The sequence below is a fragment of the Planctellipticum variicoloris genome (assembly GCF_030622045.1).
Lineage (GTDB): Bacteria > Planctomycetota > Planctomycetia > Planctomycetales > Planctomycetaceae > Planctellipticum > Planctellipticum variicoloris.
In genome coordinates this window covers 2,409,678-2,429,862 of record NZ_CP130886.1, presented here as the reverse complement: position 1 = coordinate 2,429,862, position 20,185 = coordinate 2,409,678, and the positions used below count along the sequence as shown (strand labels likewise).

The 20,185-nt window shown below is 61.4% G+C and carries 20 protein-coding genes; 9 read left to right on the top strand and 11 right to left on the bottom strand.

Annotation, left to right across the window (positions count from 1 at the left end; genetic code table 11):
- Nucleotides 1–27: 27 nt before the first annotated feature.
- Both SH412_RS09475 and SH412_RS09470 read left to right on the top strand, forming a co-directional pair.
- The gene (locus SH412_RS09475) at nucleotides 28–1,197 is read left to right on the top strand and encodes a DUF1559 domain-containing protein (RefSeq protein ID WP_336523267.1); all 1,170 of its coding nucleotides are present in this window, start codon (nucleotides 28–30) and stop codon (nucleotides 1,195–1,197) included.
- Nucleotides 1,198–1,361: 164 nt separating this feature from the next.
- Complete coding sequence (locus SH412_RS09470) at nucleotides 1,362–1,829, top strand: carboxypeptidase-like regulatory domain-containing protein (RefSeq protein ID WP_336523266.1); 468 nt, start codon at nucleotides 1,362–1,364, stop codon at nucleotides 1,827–1,829.
- A 518-nt stretch (nucleotides 1,830–2,347) separates the two neighbouring features.
- On the opposite strand, the gene SH412_RS09465 is transcribed toward SH412_RS09470, so the two are convergent.
- From SH412_RS09465 to murC, 4 genes are all read right to left on the bottom strand, one after another.
- A complete protein-coding gene (locus tag SH412_RS09465; protein ID WP_336523265.1) occupies nucleotides 2,348–3,265 on the bottom strand; it encodes a hypothetical protein in 918 nt (305 codons plus the stop codon).
- Between the two features lie 392 nt (nucleotides 3,266–3,657).
- Nucleotides 3,658–4,656 (bottom strand): D-alanine--D-alanine ligase, encoded by a 999-nt coding sequence (locus tag SH412_RS09460; RefSeq protein ID WP_336523264.1) that lies wholly within the window; start codon nucleotides 4,654–4,656, stop codon nucleotides 3,658–3,660.
- Between the two features lie 258 nt (nucleotides 4,657–4,914).
- Nucleotides 4,915–5,793, bottom strand: a complete 879-nt coding sequence (gene murB / locus SH412_RS09455; RefSeq protein ID WP_336523263.1) for a UDP-N-acetylmuramate dehydrogenase — start codon at nucleotides 5,791–5,793, stop codon at nucleotides 4,915–4,917.
- Nucleotides 5,684–7,207, bottom strand: a complete 1,524-nt coding sequence (murC, locus tag SH412_RS09450; protein ID WP_336524159.1) for a UDP-N-acetylmuramate--L-alanine ligase — start codon at nucleotides 7,205–7,207, stop codon at nucleotides 5,684–5,686. The genes murB and murC overlap by 110 nt, the downstream gene beginning before the upstream one ends.
- A 403-nt stretch (nucleotides 7,208–7,610) precedes the next feature.
- On the opposite strand from murC, the gene lhgO reads away from it, so the two are divergent.
- Nucleotides 7,611–8,810, top strand: a complete 1,200-nt coding sequence (gene lhgO / locus SH412_RS09445; RefSeq protein ID WP_336523262.1) for an L-2-hydroxyglutarate oxidase — start codon at nucleotides 7,611–7,613, stop codon at nucleotides 8,808–8,810.
- Nucleotides 8,811–8,825: 15 nt separating this feature from the next.
- Here the strand turns inward: lhgO and SH412_RS09440 are convergent, their stop codons facing one another.
- From SH412_RS09440 to SH412_RS09420, 5 genes are all read right to left on the bottom strand, one after another.
- The gene (locus SH412_RS09440; RefSeq protein ID WP_336523261.1) at nucleotides 8,826–9,185 is read right to left on the bottom strand and encodes a hypothetical protein; all 360 of its coding nucleotides are present in this window, start codon (nucleotides 9,183–9,185) and stop codon (nucleotides 8,826–8,828) included.
- 34 nt (nucleotides 9,186–9,219) lie between these two features.
- Entirely contained in the window at nucleotides 9,220–9,609 is a 390-nt protein-coding gene (locus SH412_RS09435; protein ID WP_336523260.1) for a DUF4440 domain-containing protein, read from the bottom strand.
- A 118-nt stretch (nucleotides 9,610–9,727) separates the two neighbouring features.
- Nucleotides 9,728–10,336 (bottom strand): FHA domain-containing protein, encoded by a 609-nt coding sequence (locus SH412_RS09430; RefSeq protein ID WP_336523259.1) that lies wholly within the window; start codon nucleotides 10,334–10,336, stop codon nucleotides 9,728–9,730.
- Between the two features lie 223 nt (nucleotides 10,337–10,559).
- The gene (gene clpX, locus SH412_RS09425; protein WP_336523258.1) at nucleotides 10,560–11,843 is read right to left on the bottom strand and encodes an ATP-dependent Clp protease ATP-binding subunit ClpX; all 1,284 of its coding nucleotides are present in this window, start codon (nucleotides 11,841–11,843) and stop codon (nucleotides 10,560–10,562) included.
- A gap of 93 nt (nucleotides 11,844–11,936) precedes the next feature.
- On the bottom strand, nucleotides 11,937–12,371 hold the full coding sequence (locus SH412_RS09420) for an SHOCT domain-containing protein (RefSeq protein WP_336523257.1): 435 nt from the start codon (nucleotides 12,369–12,371) through the stop codon (nucleotides 11,937–11,939).
- 563 nt (nucleotides 12,372–12,934) lie between these two features.
- Here SH412_RS09420 and SH412_RS09415 point away from each other — a divergent pair.
- From SH412_RS09415 to SH412_RS09395, 5 genes are all read left to right on the top strand, one after another.
- The gene (locus tag SH412_RS09415; RefSeq protein ID WP_336523256.1) at nucleotides 12,935–13,759 is read left to right on the top strand and encodes a sugar phosphate isomerase/epimerase family protein; all 825 of its coding nucleotides are present in this window, start codon (nucleotides 12,935–12,937) and stop codon (nucleotides 13,757–13,759) included.
- 68 nt (nucleotides 13,760–13,827) lie between these two features.
- A complete protein-coding gene (locus SH412_RS09410) occupies nucleotides 13,828–14,274 on the top strand; it encodes an RbsD/FucU family protein (RefSeq protein WP_336523255.1) in 447 nt (148 codons plus the stop codon).
- Between the two features lie 121 nt (nucleotides 14,275–14,395).
- Complete coding sequence (locus SH412_RS09405; RefSeq protein WP_336523254.1) at nucleotides 14,396–15,340, top strand: SMP-30/gluconolactonase/LRE family protein; 945 nt, start codon at nucleotides 14,396–14,398, stop codon at nucleotides 15,338–15,340.
- Nucleotides 15,341–15,504: 164 nt separating this feature from the next.
- Entirely contained in the window at nucleotides 15,505–15,945 is a 441-nt protein-coding gene (locus tag SH412_RS09400) for a RidA family protein (RefSeq protein WP_336523253.1), read from the top strand.
- A 15-nt stretch (nucleotides 15,946–15,960) separates the two neighbouring features.
- The gene (locus SH412_RS09395; RefSeq protein WP_336523252.1) at nucleotides 15,961–17,214 is read left to right on the top strand and encodes a PQQ-binding-like beta-propeller repeat protein; all 1,254 of its coding nucleotides are present in this window, start codon (nucleotides 15,961–15,963) and stop codon (nucleotides 17,212–17,214) included.
- A gap of 66 nt (nucleotides 17,215–17,280) precedes the next feature.
- Here SH412_RS09395 and SH412_RS09390 read toward each other — a convergent pair whose 3' ends face one another.
- The gene (locus tag SH412_RS09390) at nucleotides 17,281–18,573 is read right to left on the bottom strand and encodes a serine hydrolase domain-containing protein (RefSeq protein ID WP_336523251.1); all 1,293 of its coding nucleotides are present in this window, start codon (nucleotides 18,571–18,573) and stop codon (nucleotides 17,281–17,283) included.
- Nucleotides 18,570–19,187 (bottom strand): D-sedoheptulose-7-phosphate isomerase, encoded by a 618-nt coding sequence (locus SH412_RS09385; protein ID WP_336523250.1) that lies wholly within the window; start codon nucleotides 19,185–19,187, stop codon nucleotides 18,570–18,572. The genes SH412_RS09390 and SH412_RS09385 overlap by 4 nt, the downstream gene beginning before the upstream one ends.
- 214 nt (nucleotides 19,188–19,401) lie before the next feature.
- Here SH412_RS09385 and cnbZ point away from each other — a divergent pair, with 214 nt between their 5' ends.
- Nucleotides 19,402–20,154 (top strand): 2-amino-5-chloromuconate deaminase CnbZ, encoded by a 753-nt coding sequence (gene cnbZ, locus SH412_RS09380; protein ID WP_336523249.1) that lies wholly within the window; start codon nucleotides 19,402–19,404, stop codon nucleotides 20,152–20,154.
- Nucleotides 20,155–20,185 lie beyond the last annotated feature (31 nt).

Genomic DNA, 20,185 nt, shown 5'->3' with positions numbered 1-20,185 from the left:
GGTCGAGCCTAGGATTCCCCACCCCTCATGCTCATCGGGGCGAAGTTTTTTTGTTGGATCTTGTCATTGTTTTGTGTTCTCGAAATCGAAGGCGAGGCATCCATGCGAACCGGTCGACGAGGTTTTACGCTGATTGAACTGCTGGTGGTGATTGCGATCATCGCCATCCTCATCGCGCTGCTGCTGCCGGCCGTGCAGCAGGCCCGCGAAGCGGCCCGGCGGACGCAGTGCAAAAACAATCTCAAGCAGTTGGGACTGGCCCTGCACAATTACCACGACGTTTACAACGGCTTCATTTATCGCAAGGGCGGTTCGAACGGAAATCCCGCATCAAGCGGCTTCACTCGGGGCAACTGTGAGCGATTGAGCGGATTTGCTGGCCTCCTGCCGTATATCGATCAAGCTCCCCTGTTCAATCAGATTGCGGCCGGTTCTCCGGTCGCGGTTCCCCCCGCAATTCCGACTCCAGTCCCACCTGGTGGCCCAGAAGGCTGGGCCGGCTGGGCTGTCTGGGACGTGCGAATGCCAGCGTTCCAGTGCCCGTCTGACGGCGTAACGCCGGTTGGCGTCCGGTCCTGGAATTATCTATTTTGCGTTGGCGACTCTGCACGGAATCCCCGTGATTCGACTGTTGTGCGTGGCGTCTTCGGTTTTCGACTTTGCGTGAACATGCGCGACATCACTGACGGGACCAGTAATACGATTCTGATGAGCGAGGGTGTCCGCGGATTAGATATCGGGATCACAACGACCGCTGGCGGCGACTATCGCGCGTTGAATTCCACCGTGATGAACATGGACCCAATCAATGCACCGGGTGCCTGCCGCCAACTTACCTCAGGTGGATTTGTAAACGCAGGGCTTCAGATCAAGCAGCGCCGCGGTCGCGTCATGTGGGATGGGCAGACTGAGCGATGTGGGTTTAACACGATTCTGCCGCCGAACAGCGTGAGCTGCGCCGCCGGCGCCGACGTCAATGCCGATGCTGCAGACGCGGCTCTGCCGCCCGCCAGCATGCATACTGGCGGCGTCCATTGTCTGATGGCCGACGGCGCGATCCGGTTTATCAGCGAGAATATCGATACCGGAAACTTGAGTGCGGCCAGCCCGGTCCAGAATGGTGCAGGGCTCAGCCCGTATGGCATCTGGGGCGCCTTGGGGACGAAGTCCGGCAACGAAACGGTTGGCGATTTCTAACGTCGGTCGCGAGCACTTGCTTCAATGCTGCTCTATGTGTGCCCCAAGGACGAACGTCGTGCTTGGGGCACTCTGCTTTCAGAAACTGGCGGTTCGACGCAGATGACGTGACGGAACGACGCCGGTCCGAACGATTTAGTTTACATTGTGACTGGAGATATGCCGTGAAACTGCTTGGAAACCTCCTCTGCTGTCTGTCGGCTCTTGGTCTGCTTACAGGCTGCGGAGGTGGAGCAAAGATCCCTAAAGATCGGCCTGTCCCTACGAAAGTCTCCGGCATCGTGACCTTGGACGGGGTTCCCGTTGAAGGAGCCACCGTCACTTTACACCCGACCGCTAAAGGATACGGTGCATTTGGCATTTCTGACTCCAGCGGCAAGTTCGCCTTGGGAACATTTGGCAAGGGCGACGGAGCGGTGCCAGGGGACTACAAAATCTCCGTCAAGAAGTTGGAAGTCGTCGCCGGGGGCGCTCAGCCGGGGCAGGATGATCCCGGCTATGATCCGAATCCCAAGGCAGTTGTTCCGAAACACCTGCTGCCGGAGACCTACGCCGACTTCACCAAGTCTGGCCTGAGCACCAAGGTCGGGACCGAGGCGATGAGCGATCTGAAGATCGAGCTGAAGAAGTAGCCGACGTTAATCTGACACCGAAAGCCCCTCGCCCGCATGTCATTCGAGTCGAGGGGCGGGCGACTGTTTCACGCCGATCGTGGTGCGGATTGGCGGTGCTCGACTGGTTGCGGCAGTTTCGCGCGCTGCCCAACGGCTTTCCCTCCTCCTTGCGAAACTGCGTCCGACTGTTGTCGATGGTCCTCCAGCTCGAGGCATTTGAACGGTGCTTGCGCTCGCGGTTAAAGGACAACCAGTCAACGCTGCGCAATGCCGTCGAGCGCACTTCGAGGAACACTTGGGACGGAACCTGGAAGACCTGCACTATCGTGTATCACCAGACGTGCGAAGTGCGGACTTTGGGAATAATCTGAGCTGGCTACCGTGATTCGCGGTGTCTTTGTTGAGGCGTCACTTCGGTCGACGACAGCCTCCGCGGTTAAGATGCCCCGCTACCTGATGAACCTGGTTTTCCTGACGAAACCTCTTGCACCGTAAAGGGGTCATATGCGCTGGCCGTGGACCGGGCAATCAGCTCGCTACGGATCAATTACCGTCAACTCAAGAATCACTCCGAGATAGTGATCGTCTTGCACCGACTGATTGTCATCTGCAACCACATCCAGAGCATACTGACTACTCCCAACCACACGAACCACCTGTCCCGCCTGAACAATGAAATCGAATTCATATGTCGCACTAATAAAATCAATGTAGTCGCCGTAGCTTGCGAGATACGGGCCATAGTAATCTTCCCACTGCGACCACGATACATACATGTAGCCGCCCGGTCCATCTCCCTCACTCTTCAGCACGCTAAACACAGTCTCCCAAGTCTGTGGCTCCCCATTCCCATCCAAATTACTTCCAACCTGTACCGCAAAATCGATTCCGTACACCGCCGAGGTCGCATTCGTCCTCGCTATGGCAAACGCACCATGCACAGATGTGGTACCAGAAGAACTTGTCGTTCGCGCGACGTTCCATCGGTCGTTGAAACTAACGCTTCCCAAATCCGACGCAAAAGCCAGCGTGTTAAGATACTCCGGTATCAGCGGCAGTGTTTCCGTGTCAATGCTGCCGCCACCAGCAAAGGTCCACTGCAACATAATTGACTGAGTATCATCGCCCGTCGTCCAAACATTTGCCTCGGAATCGCACATAGAGTTTACAATCCCGTTGCCATCGTAAGCTATGGCGGCCCCCGCTGCGGCCTCGTCGCCGGAAGTCAAATCCATCTCGTCGTCAAGCCACCTCAACGGACACTCCGAATTCCAAGAGTATTGAAATCCTATGTCATCAAGACTGATTCTTGCAAATGAATACGCATCATGCCATGAATGAGAAAGGTCCTGCGTCCAGTAGTAGTCCGCTGTCAGTGGCTGAGCGAGCAGACTCTGATGCGAGGTCAGCAATGAAGTTAACGCGATACAAGCAGTCAACGCGAATCGCAACATGATGCCCCTCCGAGCTGTTGTACACGGCAGATGGCGCGGCCGACACAAATCAGCAACGCGTATACATGCAAGAGCCAGTTGAGTGTATGTCACAGGCATATGTCGTCAACAGTCAAACCGAATTCTTGCGTGATGTTAAGGGTGCGATGAATGAGCCGCTCGCCCGGAAACGGTCCGACTTGCGCCAATTTTTCCGCCGAACAACGTGACGAGCGATCCCGGTTGCCATTCCGAGGGCTACCGGGGATCGCGGGGCGACACGAGGGCGAGCAAGATGGCTGTCGTGTGAGCCTTCTGTGTCTTCGTCACTCAGATAGGCCGCGGACGGCCAATCTGGGCCACCCGGCGGACTCCGTTCCACCCGTGACTTCAACCCGTCCCCGTTTCGGGGCTCAAGATCCGGATTGCCGTTTCTTTGCCACGACCGTCGGCGTTGCGAAGTGCGGGGCTCGCGGCGACTGAGGCAGACAACTTGAGATTGCCCGCTCGCACAGTTCCGCAAAATCGATTCCGACGCAAGCGGCGGCCTTTGGGACCAGGCTGTGGCTGGTCATACCGGGGATCGTGTTGACCTCCAGCAGCCAGGGCTGGCCTGCGGAGTCGACACGCAGATCGACGCGGGCGATGCCGCGCGTGCCGATAGCCCGGCAGGCCTCGGCGGCCATCCGCTCGACTTCGTGGACGACCGACATCGGTAACGAATAGTCGAAGCGATACCGAGTCTCCTCGGCCTCGTACTTGGCTTCGAAATCGAAGAACTCGTGATCGGTTTCAATCTCAATCGCCGGGAGCACGCGTTCGTCCAGCAAGCCGACGGTCCATTCCGTTCCAGAAATCGCGCGCTCCATGACCGCAAAACTGTCAAACTGGAAGGCGCGCCGCAGAGCGGACGCCAGTTCGATCGGACTGCGAATGATCGTCACGCCGATGCTCGACCCCTGTCCGTCCGGCTTGATGGCGAGCGGATACCCCAAAGTTTCGGCCTGCCTGCGGGTCCGGTCGAAGTCGTCGCCGTAATGCAGCAGGACGTAGTCCGGGGTCGGAAGCCCCGACTGCAGAAACCGCTCCTTGGCGGCGGATTTGCTGAACGCCAGGCGGGAGGCGGCGGCAGAGCTGCCGGTGTAGGGGATGCCGGAGTCTTCGAGAATCTGCTGAGCCTGGCCATCTTCGCCGAACTGGCCGTGCAGCGCGAGGAAGGCGACATCGAACTGGCGCCAGTCGACGCCCGACAGATCGATCATGGCGGGGTCGAGGTGCAGGACGAGATGGCCGCGGGACTGCAGTGCCGCTTCGACCGCCGCGCCCGACTGCAGGCTGATTTCGCGTTCTTCCGAGTCACCTCCGGCGAGGAGGGCGATCCGCCAGGTGGAAGGGGCCGAACTCTGCATCATGAGCCTCCCTGCGTCGCAGACGCCGGCGCCGTCCTGGCTGGCCGGGCATGTTTCGATGAGTCAAGCAGACTCAGTCACGACCACGAATTTCACGAATGGACACGAAGAAACCTTGGAATTCGAAGCGGAGAAATACCAGTCCTGGCCTGGAGAGTTCACTCCAAGCAATGTGAGAACGCCCCTGCCCGTCCAACCGAATTGATCAGAATTGGAATTTGTGGAAATTCGTGTGCTTCGTGGTCACCATCCGGCGATTGTCTACCAGATTTTGATTTCCAGCTCCAGATGGACTCCGAACTGCTCGGCCACCTTGGATCGGATCAGGTCAATCAACCGGAGGACGTCGGCGGAGGTTGCACCTTCGTGCGTGACGATGAAGTTGGCGTGGCGGTCGCTGACTTCGGCTCCGCCGATACGAGTCCCTTTGAGGCCCGCTTTGTCGATCATGGCGCCGGCGCTGGCGCCGCTGGGGTTCTTGAAAATGCAGCCCGCGGACTGCGAGCCGAGCGGCTGGGTCGATTTTTTGAGAATCCAGATCTTCCGCAGTCGATTGGCGATTTCGTTCGGATCGTCGGGCTGCAGGGCCAGTTCGGCCTCCAGCACGATCGATTCGGCCAGGTCGCTGCTGCGGTAGGCAAACGCCAGATCGTCGCCGGAGCGGGTGCTGATCTCGCCATCGAGACGGACGACGGTGACCGACTTGACCAGCGGAGCAATCTCCCCCTGGCGGCCCCCCGCGTTGCCGCACAGCGCCCCGCCGAGAGTGCCGGGAATACCGGACAGGTTTTCCAGCCCCGCGAGTCCGGCCCGGACAGCTTCCGAGATGACGTGCGACAGGAGTACGCCGGCCCCGGCCCGGATCGTCGAGCCTTCGACCGAAACCTCGGCGAAGGCGGCGGCGCTGAGGCGGATGACCGCTCCGCCGACCCCTTCTTCGCGGACCAGGACGTTCGACCCGCCTCCCAGAATATGTACTGGCAGATTGAGCCGGGCGCAGGCCTGCAGCACGCGGATCAGTTGGTCGCGATCACGCGGAGTGAGGAAGAACTGTGCGGGACCGCCCAGCTTCATCCACGTATAGGGAGCCAATGGCTCGTCGCGAAGCAGGATGTCGCTGAACTCGTCGAGTGAACTCATGATGGACCTGGTCGATGTCTCCGGCGCCGACGGTAATCAGGACATCCCCCGGCTCAAGAGCATCGTCCAAAGTTGCCGTGATCTGGTCAAGGGACTCTACAAACCGGGCCGACTGCCCGTGCCGGACCAGTCGATCGGCGAGTTCCCGCGAGACCTGCACCGGCTCCGTGGTGACGCGTTCCCGCGCCGCAAAGGCCGGAACGATCAGAATTTCGTCGGCCGCACCGAACGCCTCGGCGAAATCCGACATGAGTGCGACCGTGCGGGAAACCTGGTGCGGCTGAAACGCGCACCAGACCCGTCGTCGGCCAAATTGTTCGCGAACGGTTTCCAGCGTCGAGCGGATGGCGGTCGGATGATGGGCGTAGTCGTCCAGCAGCGTGACGCCTCGCCAGGATCCCACCAGTTCCAGCCGGCGACGGATTCCGCGGAATTCTTCCAGCCCCTCGCGGATCTCCCGAGGGGACAGGCCGATGGCTTCGCCGAGCGCCATTGCGGCCAGCGCATTCCAGACGTTGTGTCGCCCGCCGATCTGCAGGCTGATTTCTGCGAAGAAGGCATTTTCACGATAGGTGCGGAACCGGATTCCGGTCGCCGTCCGACGGAGGTCGCCAGCCCACCAGTCGGCCTGACCTTCCGGTCCGATCGTAACGCGGCGGGCCTGAGTCCGGTCGGAGGCGGTGACCGCCGCTTTACAGTCGGCGCGGACAACCAGCACGCCGTCGCGTGCCGTGACGCGCTCGGCGAATTCCCCAAACGCTTCGGTGACGGCGGCCAGATCGGGGAAGCAGTCGAAGTGATCCGATTCGACGTTCAGGATTGCGGCGTAGCGGGGCGCATAGTCGAGGAAGCTCCGCTGAAACTCGCAGCTCTCGACCACCAGCAGATCTCCGGCGCCCGCCCAGCCGCTCCGGCCGCCGTCGCAGAGTTCCGCTCCGAGAACGACGGAGGGGGCGCGTCCGGCATCCGTCAGCAGCAGTCCGGTCATGGCGGCCGTCGTGCTTTTGCCGTGCGTCCCAGCGATGCAGACGCCTGCGCGGTGCTGCATCAACCGGCCTAGAAACTGCGTGTACGAAAGCTGAGGGATTTGTCGTAAGTCGGCCGCCTGACGCTCGGCGTTGTCGGCGGGGATGGCCGGGCTGAATACCAGCGCCTGGGCGGAATGAGGCACGAATTCGGCGGCATGGCCCCGATGGAACTGCATTCCGCGGCGGATCAAGGAGGCGATGGCGGGCGACGGGAGCTGCAGATCGCTGCCGGAAACCTGGCAGCCGCAATCGAGGAGCAGCTCGGCGAGAGCCTTCATTCCGGCTCCGCAGACTCCGACGAGGTGCAGTCTCTGCCACGGAAGGGGCAGTCGCGGACGATCAGCGTCGCTGATCGCGAGGAAGGGCTCAGGCGCCTGACCTGTCATCCGTGGCATCCACCGGCTCCGCCGAAATGTCCCGAGACCATTTTTCCGAGCGTTCCACGCCCGCAACAGCGGGAGTTATCGACTGGCGACCGGTCGGACCTGCACCGCATGTCTAAGTCCGATCGAAACTGCGACTTCCGATCGAATGATATCCCATTTGCGGTCCGCTGGAGAGTGGGGAGTTTGAGGAAAAGTTTGCGGCTCTGCATAGTTGGCGGCGGACTCGCCGGTATTGTCCACAAGGAGGCGGAACGGTCACGGGACCGTTCGCAGCTCGCCGGTCGACTGCAGATCTTGTCGACGACCACGAATTGGTCGCGTTCGGTACTCTGGCGAATGTCGGAGAACTATACTGCCGCGGATTGAGCGGCACGTTGACACCTCGTCGAGACGGACCTGCGGAATGCATCAGACGGATGTGGCGATCGTCGGCGGAGGAATCATCGGACTGTCGACGGCGTATCGCCTGCAGCAGCGGCTGCCAGGCGTCTCGCTGACGATCATCGAAAAGGAGCGGTCCGTCGCCCATCACCAGACGGGACATAACTCCGGGGTGTTGCACTCGGGGATTTACTACAAACCTGGTTCGCTCCGGGCGGAGAACTGCCGCCTCGGCAAGCTGGCGATGGAGGAGTTTTGCACGCAGGAGGGAGTTCCCTTCGAATTGTGCGGCAAAGTGATCGTAGCCACGGAACCGGCCGAACTGGAATCGCTGCAGCGGATCTTCGAACGCGGACAAGCGAACGGCGTCTGTTGCGAGCTGATCGACGCAGCGCGGCTGCGCGAGCTGGAACCGCATGCCCGCGGCGTGCAGGCGATCCACGTGCCGGACGCGGGGATTGTGGACTACCGCCAGGTCTGCGAACGGCTCGCGGAGAAGATCGAAGCCGCCGGCGGCAGGATCTTCCTCAGTTCAAAAGTCACCCGCCTGTTGCGGCGTGGCAGCCGGATGATCGTCGAGACGACCGAAGGAGACGTCGAAGCCCGGCTGGTGGTCAACTGCGCCGGGCTTTACAGCGACCGGGTGACGTGGATGTCCGGGCAACACCCGGACGCCCAGATCGTGCCGTTCCGCGGCGAATACTTCGAGCTGAAACCATCCGCTCAGCACCTCTGCCGAGGATTGATTTACCCGGTTCCCGACCCGGATTTTCCATTCCTGGGCGTCCACTTCACGCGAATGATTCACGGCGGCGTGGAGTGCGGCCCGAACGCGGTTTTCTCGTTTTCGCGCGAAGGCTACTACAAAACCAGCTTCAACCTCTTTGATACGATCGAGTCGCTGACCTATCCCGGCTTCATCCGGCTGATGTTGAGGCATTGGGATGCCGGGCTGGCGGAAATGTGGCGATCGATGAGCAAGCGGGCGTTCGTCGACGCCCTGCAGCAGCTCGTACCGGAAATCCAGCGGGAGGATCTGGTGCCGGCTCCCGCAGGGGTCCGGGCGCAGGCGTTGACTCGCGACGGTCGGCTGGTGGACGATTTTCTGATTCTCGAGAACGATCTGACAATTAACGTCTGCAATGCGCCGTCGCCGGCCGCAACGGCATCGCTGAATATCGGCAACCTGATCGTGGATAAGGTTGCGCCGCGACTCGTCTAACGAACCCGACGGTCGTCATCCCTGCTTCAGGCCAAGCCAGCCCGTCAGGAGTTGCGGAAGCTGAGCCGTAAATCGGCTGCGAGGCAGCACTTCGCGGCAACCGGCGGCCTCCGCGGCTGCGAATGCGTCAACGGCGACATGCGGGCCGAAGGCAATCACGGGAACCTCCCCCGCAGTCCTGCACAACTCCGCCAGGTTGAGGTCCGACGCCTGCAGATCGACGATCACGACGCCGTAAGAAGTCTGCCCCAGTTTCTCCGTTGCGCCGGCCTGGGTGGCGGCCATATCGACCGCTCCCCCCAGCGCGGCTGCCGTCCCCGTGATCTTGCTGCCGAAGAACAGATCTTTCGACAGCAGCAATCCACGAGCGGGCATGGCGCAATCCTCAAGTTGCGGGCGGAGCAGCCGATCAGCAAGGGGTCCGGTGAAAATGCACATGCTTCCAGCCGGCCGCCGATTTCTGCCAGACGCGCGTTTCCATCGCCGCAACGGAAACCGGTGCACCGGCAGCATCGAGCTTCTGCACCAGCCGGACGTAGCTCACGACGGCCGTCTCACCCAGCACCCGTACGTGCGGGGAGGCGATCGACGACTGCTTGCCCGGCTTCACCGGCGGCCCTGCCGGCAAGTCAAAGTAGAACTTATGAAACGGCAGACCCTCCGCCAAGTGCCCCAAGGCCTCCGGTTCGAAGCAGGTGATCGAGGGACAGCATAGCGATTCGTACGTCGCCCAGTCTCCAGCATCAATGGAGGTGAGTAGCCGACGGCTCAGATCCAGGAGTTCGGTTTCGACAGACATGATCTTCCGCGAGATGAGGCGCACGGTCAGCGCCAGAGTGTTCGGACAGCCAATCCCGGCAGATTACCCGCGGAACCGATCGCCGCCAAGCCATCGCGGGACAACTTGGGCCGGTCGCCTACAGGTTCCGCAGAAACCTTCCGAGGTCGTCCCCGGAATCCTTTGCGGTCCTGTCGGCGGTGGATTCCGGCTCGGCGGGCTGCAACCAGGCCGGATCGGGGAGGCCGACGTCGATCGTGCTGGCCTGGCCGCCGAGATCCACCGTCATTTGTCCGGTCGCGTCTCCGGAGGCAGGCCCTTCGTCGCCCGCCGGTCGAAGCGAGACGGAGGATTCCGCCGACTCCCGCTGGAAGTCTTCGAAGGAAAATCCACCGCGGCGCGAGGTCGATTCGTCGTCGTCGAGGACGTTCTGCTGGTCGCGGCGGGGAGGTGACTCGATTTCGAGAATGAACCGGACCGGACCGACCAGCAGCAGTGCTCCGTTCGTCAGCGGAGTGGGAATTCCGGGGATGATCGCCCGGCCGTTGACGAGTGTTCCGTTGGAGCTCCCGAGGTCCTCGACCAGCACGCCGGTGTCGGTGTTCAGAATCCGGCAGTGCTTGCGACTGACTTCCGCAGACGCGATTTTGAGCCGGCAGTCTGCACTCCGACCGATGACGAGTTCTGCCGGTAAACGGACAGAACGAAGATTGGCTCCGGAATTCTCGATGCGAAGCCGCGCCTGCATGAGTCAGTTCGCCCGGTTCGATCCTGGTTGGCCCGCTCCTCCATGTTACCGCGCCGAGCGTCAACACTCGACGACGATTTCCATTGCCGAATCCCGGTCCTGCTGAATCCGCCAGCGGAACCATCTGTCACAGGCCGGCAGCATCCGCACACCAGACAACACGACAAACTGCCCGACCGGAATCCGGCGGGCAGTCTGTCAATTCATCGCCTCCGGCCGACCATCAGGCGGCAGCGGGCGAATCAATCGGCGTCAGCCGCCCTTCCCCCCGAATCACCTCGGGAGTCAGGATATATTTCTTGCCGGCGGCATTGTCCGGCAATTCGTACATGACTTCGAACATGGCGTCTTCGACCACCGACCGGAGGCCTCGGGCGCCCGTATCTTTCTCTTTGGCGACCCGGGCGATCTCCCGCAAGGCCTCGGGAGTGATCTCCAGCTCGGCGTTCTCCATCTGGAACAGCTTCTGGTACTGTTTAACCAGCGAATTCTTCGGTTCAGAAAGGATCCGCACCAGGTCGTCCTCTTCCAGCGGCAGCAGAGAGCTGACCACCGGCAACCGGCCGACGAGCTCCGGAATCATCCCGTATTCGATAATGTCGTCCGTACAAGCCTGCGAGAGGAGCTTGCCGGATCGGGCTTTGTGATCTTGGCCTTCCGAGTTGGCGAAGCCGATCGTCTTCTTGCCCAGACGCTTGGCGATGATGTCTTCCAGGCCGACAAACGTCCCGCCGCAAACGAACAGGATGTTCGACGTATCGATCTGGATGTACTGCTGCTCGGGGTGTTTTCGTCCTCCCTGGGGCGGGACGTTCGCGACGGTGCCCTCAAGCATCTTCAAGAGGGCCTGCTGGACCCCTTCGCCGGAGACGTCGCGGGTGATCGAGACGTTCTGGCTGGTTTTTCCGATCTTGTCGATCTCGTCGATGAAGACGATGCCCCGCTGGGCCGATTCGACGTCAAAGTCCGCCGCGTGCAGCAGTTTGAGCAGCAGGTTTTCGACGTCTTCGCCGACGTAGCCCGCCTCAGTCAGGGTCGTGGCGTCGCCGATGGCGAAGGGAACCTGCAGCAGCCGGGCCAGCGTGCGGGCCATCAGGGTTTTGCCCGAACCGGTCGGACCGATGAGCAGAATGTTGGATTTCTCGATCTCGACGTCATTGTCCCCTTCGGCCTGATGCAGCAACCGCTTGTAGTGGTTGTGCACGGCGACCGACAGAATCTTCTTCGAGCGTTCCTGCCCGATGACGTACTGATCGAGGTAGGAAGTGATCTCGCGGGGGCTCGGCACGCGGCTGAAGAGCCGGGTGGGGGTGCCCCGTCGACGCTTTTCCTGGTCGAGAATCGACTGGCAAAGCTCGATGCAGTTGCCGCAGATATAGACTTCGTCGGGTCCTTCGACGAGCGGTCCTACCTCGCGGTAGTTTTGCCGGCAAAACGAGCAGTTGGCGTTCTTCTTGCCAGTGGAACTGCGTTTTCCGGTGGACATGAAATCGCGACCTGAGGCCATCAGCTTTCCTTCAACGCGGCTGAACGTGGTTCTGTGGTTCTCACTAAGAAGAGAGTCAGCGGCGCGTCCTGAGCCCTGATTGAAGGCAATACGCTACGGTTCGATCGGTGCCTCGGCACCGGGGTCTTCCCCCCGTCCCTGGATCGAGTCAGTCGGCAGCGTTCCAGCGGAATCTTCAGCAGCCGCGGCGGAAGCGGAATCGCTGGCAGAACCGGCACTCTTCGTTCCCGATCCCGATGCGATTCCGCGGTTTCCGCCGGTGATGAGTCGATGACTGGAGGCTGACAACCGGCTCTTGATGGATCGGAATTCGTCCTCGGACAACTCACCCCGCTGATGCAATTCGCGGAACTGGCTGAGCATTTCGAGGCTCTCCTCCGCAGGACCGTCATCGTCGCGAAATCGAGCCCGCAACCAGACGATCACGCCGATCAGCACCCCCAAAACGACAACAATCGGAACCCACTGCCCCGGCGAGGCTGCAACCTGCCAGAGCTGATCGTACAAATCGGTCTTCCGGGGGGGCATCGGTCGGTTCCGACTGAGTGGGACGGTCTCGCTCCAAGTTGAGTCGCTCCATCAAGTATCGCCGCCCGGACCCGCTCCGACAACCCGCCGGGGCGAATCCGCGAAAGGATGACATTGCACTTGCTGTGCCGTGCGGTCCTGGAACCTGCGACCGCGCCCGAAGATTGTCGCGAAACGCGTTCCACAGCCGGCGATGCGACTTCGCAGCCCCGCAAGGACTTGCGACGGCAGATTCTGCCGGTTTTGGCCTGCCGTGGGAATGCCAGGTGGTGGATCAGTTTTGTAAGCGTTACATGGAAACCACGGGCTCGGCGACAATGCTGTAGATGCGGTGTCATTTCTATCCGCCCAGCCGCCAGAGTGTCCGCTCACCGCAGTGACCAGCCCCCCATTGCCTGTTGCAGCCGCGCCGTCAGCGATATTCTCGGTCGGCGACTGTGACGGGAAGTCAGTCCCGCGATCGTCTCTCGGTGCGCCGTCCATTCCGGGTCCGCTGGAGCGATGCCAGCGTGAGAAATTGTTCGGTTCGTGCGGTATCTCCGCCTGTTCACTGGAGTCGTAAGATGCGCAGCGCCGTGACGATTTCGCTCGTCGCCGAGGCGAAAGCCGGTCCGTTCGTGTTTCATGACGATCTCGAACTCGGCTGCCGCCGGGCGAAAGAGCTTGGCTACGATGCCGTTGAGCTGTTTGCTCCGGGGCCGGATGCCGTAACGCAGGAGACGCTGCGGGGACTGCTTCGGAAGTACGGACTGGCACTGGCGGCCGTCGGCACCGGCGCCGGCTGGGTGAAGCACAAGCTGTCGCTGACCAGCCCGGACGCCGGAATTCGCGACAAAGCGATCGAGTTCATCAAGACTATGATCGACTTCGGCGGCCCGCACGGGGCGCCGGCGATCATCGGTTCCATGCAGGGCCGGTGGGGAGACGGCGTCTCGCAATCACAGTCCCTCGATTGGTTGAAGGGGGGGCTGGAAGCTCTGGGGGCTCACGCCGCAAGATTCGACGTGCCTCTGTTCTACGAACCCCTGAACCGCTACGAAACCAATCTTTGCACGACGGTGGCCGCGGGCGTTCAGATCCTGGAGTCGCTGCAGGCAACGAACGTCCGGCTGCTGGCCGACCTGTTCCATATGAACATTGAAGAAGCCGACATCGCGGCGGCTCTGGAGACTGGCGGGAAGTGGATCGGGCATGTGCATTTCGTCGACAGCAACCGTCGGCCCGTTGGAGACGGCCACATGAACTATGGCCCGATCATCGCCGCCCTCCGGAAGATTGGCTACGGCGGTTATCTGTCAGCGGAAGCCTTCCCCTGGCCCGATTCGGACGCCGCTGCGGCTCAAACGATTCGCGGTTTCCGCTACTGGGTCGGTCGCCATTCTGCCTGACAGCCTGTGTCGGCCTGTTTCCGCCCTGAATTCGTTGCCGCTCACATTCTCTGCACGAAATACCTGCCATGCTCAAGCATCGACTGATCCATCCCGAAATCTCTGCGATCCTGGCGCGGGCGGGCCACCACGCGAAAGTCCTCATTGCAGACGGAAACTATCCGGCTTCGACGAAGCGAGGCCCCAATGCCGAACTCGTCTGCCTGAACCTCGCCCCCGGCCTGGTGACCGTTGCTCAGGTCCTTGAGACGTTGCTGACGGCGATTCCGGTCGACAACGTCAACACGATGGGGATTCCGGCGGACGATCCCTATGCGAAATACGGCGAACCACCCGCCTGGGACGACTATCGGCAGATTGTGCAGGCGGCGGCGCTGCCGGTCTCGTTGACCCCGATTGATAAATGGCAGTTCTACGAAGCGGTCAATTCTCCCGATCACGTGCTGACGATCCAGACGGGCGATCAGGCGCTCTGGGCCAATGTGCTGCTGACGCTCGGTTGTCGGGTCGACTGACGGCATCCACCTCGAATGATCCTTGAACGAAGTCGAGGACATTGTTCCGCACGGGAACTTCTCGACTCCGGAGAGTTGCATAAACCGGCGTCGATATGCACTCTGGTGCGGAGCGGGCGGCATGATGCTGGACCGCGTCCTCACAGGGGAGAACCTTCGCATGGGCCGGATTGCACTGCTGCTGGGGCTGGTCCTGATCCAGAATCTCCGCGCCGAAGAGCTGTATGTGGCAAAGCCGCTCACGCAGCCCGGCGAATTCACTCCCGGCATTGAAGGTCCCGCGTGCGATCGGGCCGGAAATATCTACGCAGTCAACTTCGGGAAGCAGCAGACGATTGGCAAGGTGACGCCGGACGGCAAAGGAGAAGTCTTCGCCACCCTCTCCGGCGAGAGTACCGGCAACGGAATCGTTTTCGACCGGGCGGGGGCGATGTTTGTCGCCGACTATGTCGGCCACAATATTCTCAAGATTGATATCGCCACGCGGAAATCGACCGTGTTCGCCCATGACTCGACGATGAATCAGCCCAACGACCTGGCGATCGCCCCCGATGGAACGCTCTACGCCAGCGACCCGAGTTGGGGCGCGGGCGCCGGTCAGATCTGGAAGATCGACGTGCAAGGCAAAATGACGAAGGTCGCCAAGGATCTGGGAACCACGAACGGAATTGAAGTCAGCCCCGACGGCAGAACGCTGTATGTCAATGAGTCTTCCCAGAAGAACGTCTGGGCGTTTCCGATTCTGACAGCAGGCGCTCTCGGCCCCAGGAAGCTGATCCGACAGTTTCCGGACTTCGGTTTCGACGGCATGCGGTGCGACGTCGATGGAACGCTCTACATCACCCGCCACGGCAAAGGGACTGTCGTCCTGATGAAGCCGGATGGAGAAATTCTTCGCGAAATCGACGTTCTGGGCGCGAAACCCTCCAACCTTTGCTTCGGCGGTCCCGACGGACGGACCGTCTATGTCACCGAAGTCGAGCACACTCGCCTGGTACAGTTCCGCGTCGAACGCCCGGGTCTGGCGTGGCAGCGGTGGCAGCAGAAGCCGCAGGGCGCGCCATAAAGAGTTTCAACCACGAATGACACGAATCGGCACGAATTGAGGAAGCCGACAGCCTCTGCGATCTCACCATCATCCAGCGTTCGAATTCTTCATCCATTGATTCGTGCGAATTCGTGTCATTCGTGGTTCAGTTTTTCGAACAGGTCTTTGAGAAAAGGTCAGGCATGTCAGCGCAGCGCAAAGCGGAGCAGCTCGGGGTCACTTTCGAGAAGCAGGAGCCGGGGTATCTCAACCTCTGCATCCGCTCAGGGAATCAACTGATTACCTCCGGCCACGTGAGCGATTCCAAAGGGAAGCTCGGGGCGGGCATGACCGTCGACGAGGGCTACGCCGCCGCGAAGCAGTGCGCGATCAAGATCCTGAGGTCGGTCTGGAATGCTCACGGCACTCTCGACGATCTGAAGGTGATCAAGTTGCTCGGCTGCGTGAATTCGACGCAGGAGTTCACCGACCAGCATCTGGTCATCAACGGCGCCTCCGATCTGCTCCACGAGATCTTCGGCAAGACCGGCGACGGCTACCACGCCCGCAGCGCGCTCGGCTTCGCGCAGCTCCCGACCGGGGCCGCCGTGGAAGTCGAAGCCATTTTCGAAGTCAAAGATTGATTTCGAGACGCCGCAATGCCCCGATTTCTCCTGGTTCTGGGCAGCTTCAGCCTGGCGTGGTCCTTGGCCGCGCAGGCCGAAGACTGGCCGCAATTCCGCGGACCTCGCGGCGACGGCGCCTGGCAGTCGCCGACGCTCCCCGAAATGTTTCCCGCCGACGGTTTGAAGACCGCCTGGAAGAGAGAAATCGGCGGAGGCTACGCGGGGATCAGCGTCGTGGGCGATCGCGTCTACACGCTGGACCGGCAGACGGCGCCGGACGAAGTTGAACGCGTTCTCTGCCTTTCGGCTGCAGATGGGTCGCTGGTCTGGAAACACCGATACTCGGTCGAGTACAAGGGACTCGACTATGGCAACGGCCCCCGGTCGCAACCGACGGTGCACGATGGCCGGGTCTATGCCGTGGGCGCACTCGGGGACGTGCACTGCCTTGATGCCGCGACCGGTGAAGTACTGTGGCGGTTCCACTATCAGCAGGACTGGCACGGCCGGTTGCCGACGTGGGGCTATGCGGCGTCGCCGGTGATTCTCGACAATCTGGTCATTCTGCAGCCGGGCGGAGCCAACGGAACGGGCGTTATTGCCGTGGACCGTCGATCCGGCAGAGAGATCTGGCGATCCCTTTCGGATGAAGCCGGCTATGCCACTCCGTTGCTCTTTCACGCTCACAACCGCGATCAGCTCGTTGTCTGGACGCCGAGCCACATTCGCGGACTCGACGCCCGGACGGGAGAAGCTTACTGGTCGCACCCCTATGAAATCACCTACGGCGTCTCCATCGCCAAACCAATCCTGCAGGAAAACCTGGTCTTCGTCGCCGGTTACTGGCACGGCTCGAAGGCGATCCGGCTCGGCGACACGCCTCAGGATGCGAAACTGGCGTGGGAAGAGAACCGGTATCTCCGCGGACTGATGTCGCAGCCCCTCTATCGCGACGGCCACGTCTACCTGCTCGACAAGCAATACGGACTGACCTGCTTCGAGCTGGCGACCGGAAAGAAGCTGTGGGATGACAAGAACTCAATGACTCCCCGCGACCGGAACCCTCAGGCCTCACTGGTCTGGCTGGGAGACTCCGACCGCGCAATCATGCTGAATGCGGAAGGAGAACTGATCCTCGCGAGACTGTCGCCAAAAGGCTATTCCGAGCAGTCCCGCACGAAAATCATCGGCTTCACCTGGGCTCATCCCGCGTTTGCAGGGAACCGCGTCTACGCCCGCAGCGACACGGAAATCGTGTGCGTGGAGCTGGTGAGCGAATCGCGATGAAAATCGCCGCCAGCTCGTCCTCTTCACTATCCACCACCCACTATCCACTAACCACTCTCTCCCCCCCTACCTCGGCCAGCCCGCCACGCGCCCGGCCACCTCGTGCAGCAGCGGATCGATGAGCTGCGAGGGAGCCTTCTTCTCCGGCGTCTCACGCGAATTAAACAGCACCGCCCAGCAGACGCCGTCGGAGCGGCGCACCATCAGCGTGGACGTTCCCGGCAGCGAGCCGTTGTGCCACGCGTTAAACCACTCCGCCGAGCCGCCGACCGGCCGGACCAGCCAGCCCATCCCGTAGAAGTACGGTTTCGGCTGACCGTTCTCTTCGATCCAGAGCTTGCCCGGCGGCCGGGCGAACATCTTGTCGATGACATTCACGGATCCGATCGGATTCCGCTCGTGGCCGGTGAATGCCATGCTGAACTTGACGAGGTCTTCGGCCGTCGAAATCCAGCCTCCGTGAGCATCCATCGTCTCCAGGCACCAGGCGCCATCGGGTTGCAGAACCAGCTTGCCGAGTTTGTCGCCCATGACGGCGGGGCGGTCCGGCCCCGAGTCGTAGTAGACCGCCTCGTCCGTCTGCCGATCAACGGGAAGCGTCCGACCGACGACCATCCGGTCAATCCCCAGCGGAGCCAGGACTTCCAGTCGGACGTAGTCCTCGTACGATTGTCCCGATACTGCTTCGATCACCCGCCCGAGCACGCAGTACCCGAAATTCGAGTAGGCGTAATGTGTTCCCGGGTCGTTGTCGAGCCGACGCTTCCACATATAACGCATCACATCGACCGGTTTCGCCGGAGCGTCAACGCCCAGTTCGGCGCAGATCTCCGGCGAACGGAACATCGGGTCGAACGACTTGTCACGATCCCAGCCGGCAGAATGATGCAGGAGCTGTTCGATCGTCACGGTCTTCAGCCGGGGATCGGTCGGTTCGAGGACGAACGGAAACTTTCCCGCCAGGACCTCAATCACCCGCTGGTTGAGGGCCAGTCGATTCTGCGCCACGAGTCTCAGAATCGCGACTGCCGTCAGCGGTTTGCTGATGCTGGCAATGCGAAACCGCGACTCAGGCTGCACCGGGAACTGCGCTTCGACGTTCGCATAGCCGAAGCCCCGCGAATAGAAGACTTTTCCGTTCCGCCCGATGGCGAGTTGGGCGCCCGGCTGTTTCTGCTCGGCGACGAACTTGGCCATCAACTCGTCGAAGCCGCGCAGCGACAGAACCTCCCGACCAGAAGCCGGCACATCCGCAGGTTTCGCAAACGGGCTGACGAATTTCTTCCGTTCGCCCTCCTGCGCCAGCGCGGCCGTGAGGCTCAGCCACAGTCCCAGCGTCGCCAGCGCCACTCGCATCATGTCGACTGTCCTGCATGTCGGCCGACCTGATTGATCCGGCCGTAGATGTCGTTGAGAATCCAGTGGAACACCGTCAGATGAACGCACTCCACAATGCCCATGTCGTCCAGCGGCACGTGCAGGTTCTTCAGCCCGAGCGACTGCAGCTTTCCGCCTGTGTAGCCGGTAATGCCCCAGGTCGTCAGCCCCTTGCGGTTGGCCCACTCGACGGCATTCAGAATGTTCGGGCTGTTGCCGCTGCCGCTGATGGCGATCAGCACGTCTCCCGGCGAAGCCAGATTCTTGAGCTGCTCGACAAACACCCGGTCGAACCCTTCGTCGTTGCCCCACGCCAGAATGTACGGCGTATTGTCGGTCAGACTGAGAACCTTCAGCCGTTTGCGTTCGTCATTGAGAAAATCCTTGCGATCCAGCGTGCTCTTGCCGAGATCCTCGCAGAAGTGCGACGAATTCGAGCCGCTGCCGCCGTTCCCGCAGATGAAGACGAACTTCCCGGCTTCGTAGGCGGCATAAATGTCGTCCGCCAGGCTAGTGACCTGCGTCAGGTCGAGCGTTTCGAAAACCTCCGCGCAGCGACGGAGATAATTCGCCGGAGTGAGATGCGCGCCAAGCATGGAGTCGTCCTGAAACCGTGATTCGAAGGGCAGTCCGCGGCCGTCGGAGCGGAGTGTACCGGAACAGGGACGAAAGCCAAAGAGGGGACAATTCCGCACCAGTCAGCCGGTCTGCTGGTTTCCGGGGCGTCGTGCCGTCACACTCTGGCAGAGGCCACGGCCGGAGAGACAATCCGTTTGACGTCTACGACGGACTATTGCGAGGAATATATCGATGCCGCTGGTCGAACATGGCGCCGGAAACTATCGGTTTCTGCCGGGAATTGCCCCATATTCATGCGGAGTGGTCTCGTCGCCGGGCTATGAGATCGCCCACGTCACCCTGCACACCCCCGTCCCCTGGCGGGACGGACTCGAGCTGGCCCGCCGGTCCGTCGAGGCCGCCGGGCAGCCCGTACCGGCCTTGTGCGGGATCGAACTGCGGTCGCCGCGGCCATTCACATTTGACGGGTTCGCCGCGTTCAACGCGGAGTACGCGGCAATTCTGGAAGACTGGGGGTTGTTCGTCGACGGCGTAAATCCCGTCGCCCGGACAAACGTCGCACCGGCAGTGCGACCGCCGGCATCTCCGGTGTTATACGGGTTCTCTTACGCGCGACCGTGTGCAGCAGATCAGCCGGCGACGTTTGTCGTCGCCGGCGCCGGGGAACTCCCCGAAGGAAAACTGGCCCACGCAGACATCGTACGGGGGGGAGACACGTCGCCGTCCGCGATCGCGGCAAAAGCCGAGTTCGTCATGGGGCTGATGGAGGCCCGATTGCGCGGTCTGGGTGCGGGCTGGGACCGGGTGACGGCGGTCGATGTCTACACGATCCATCCCCTGCACGAAGTGCTGCCGGAGCAGGTGCTGGAGCGGATCGGGGCCGCCTCAATGCACGGCGTGCGCTGGTTCTTCACGCGCCCGCCGATCGAGGGAATCGAGTACGAGATGGACCTTCGCGGCGTAACGAGCGAACTGCGGCTGTAAAAGCGGGGAGACAATGCCAAGGGAGCAGATT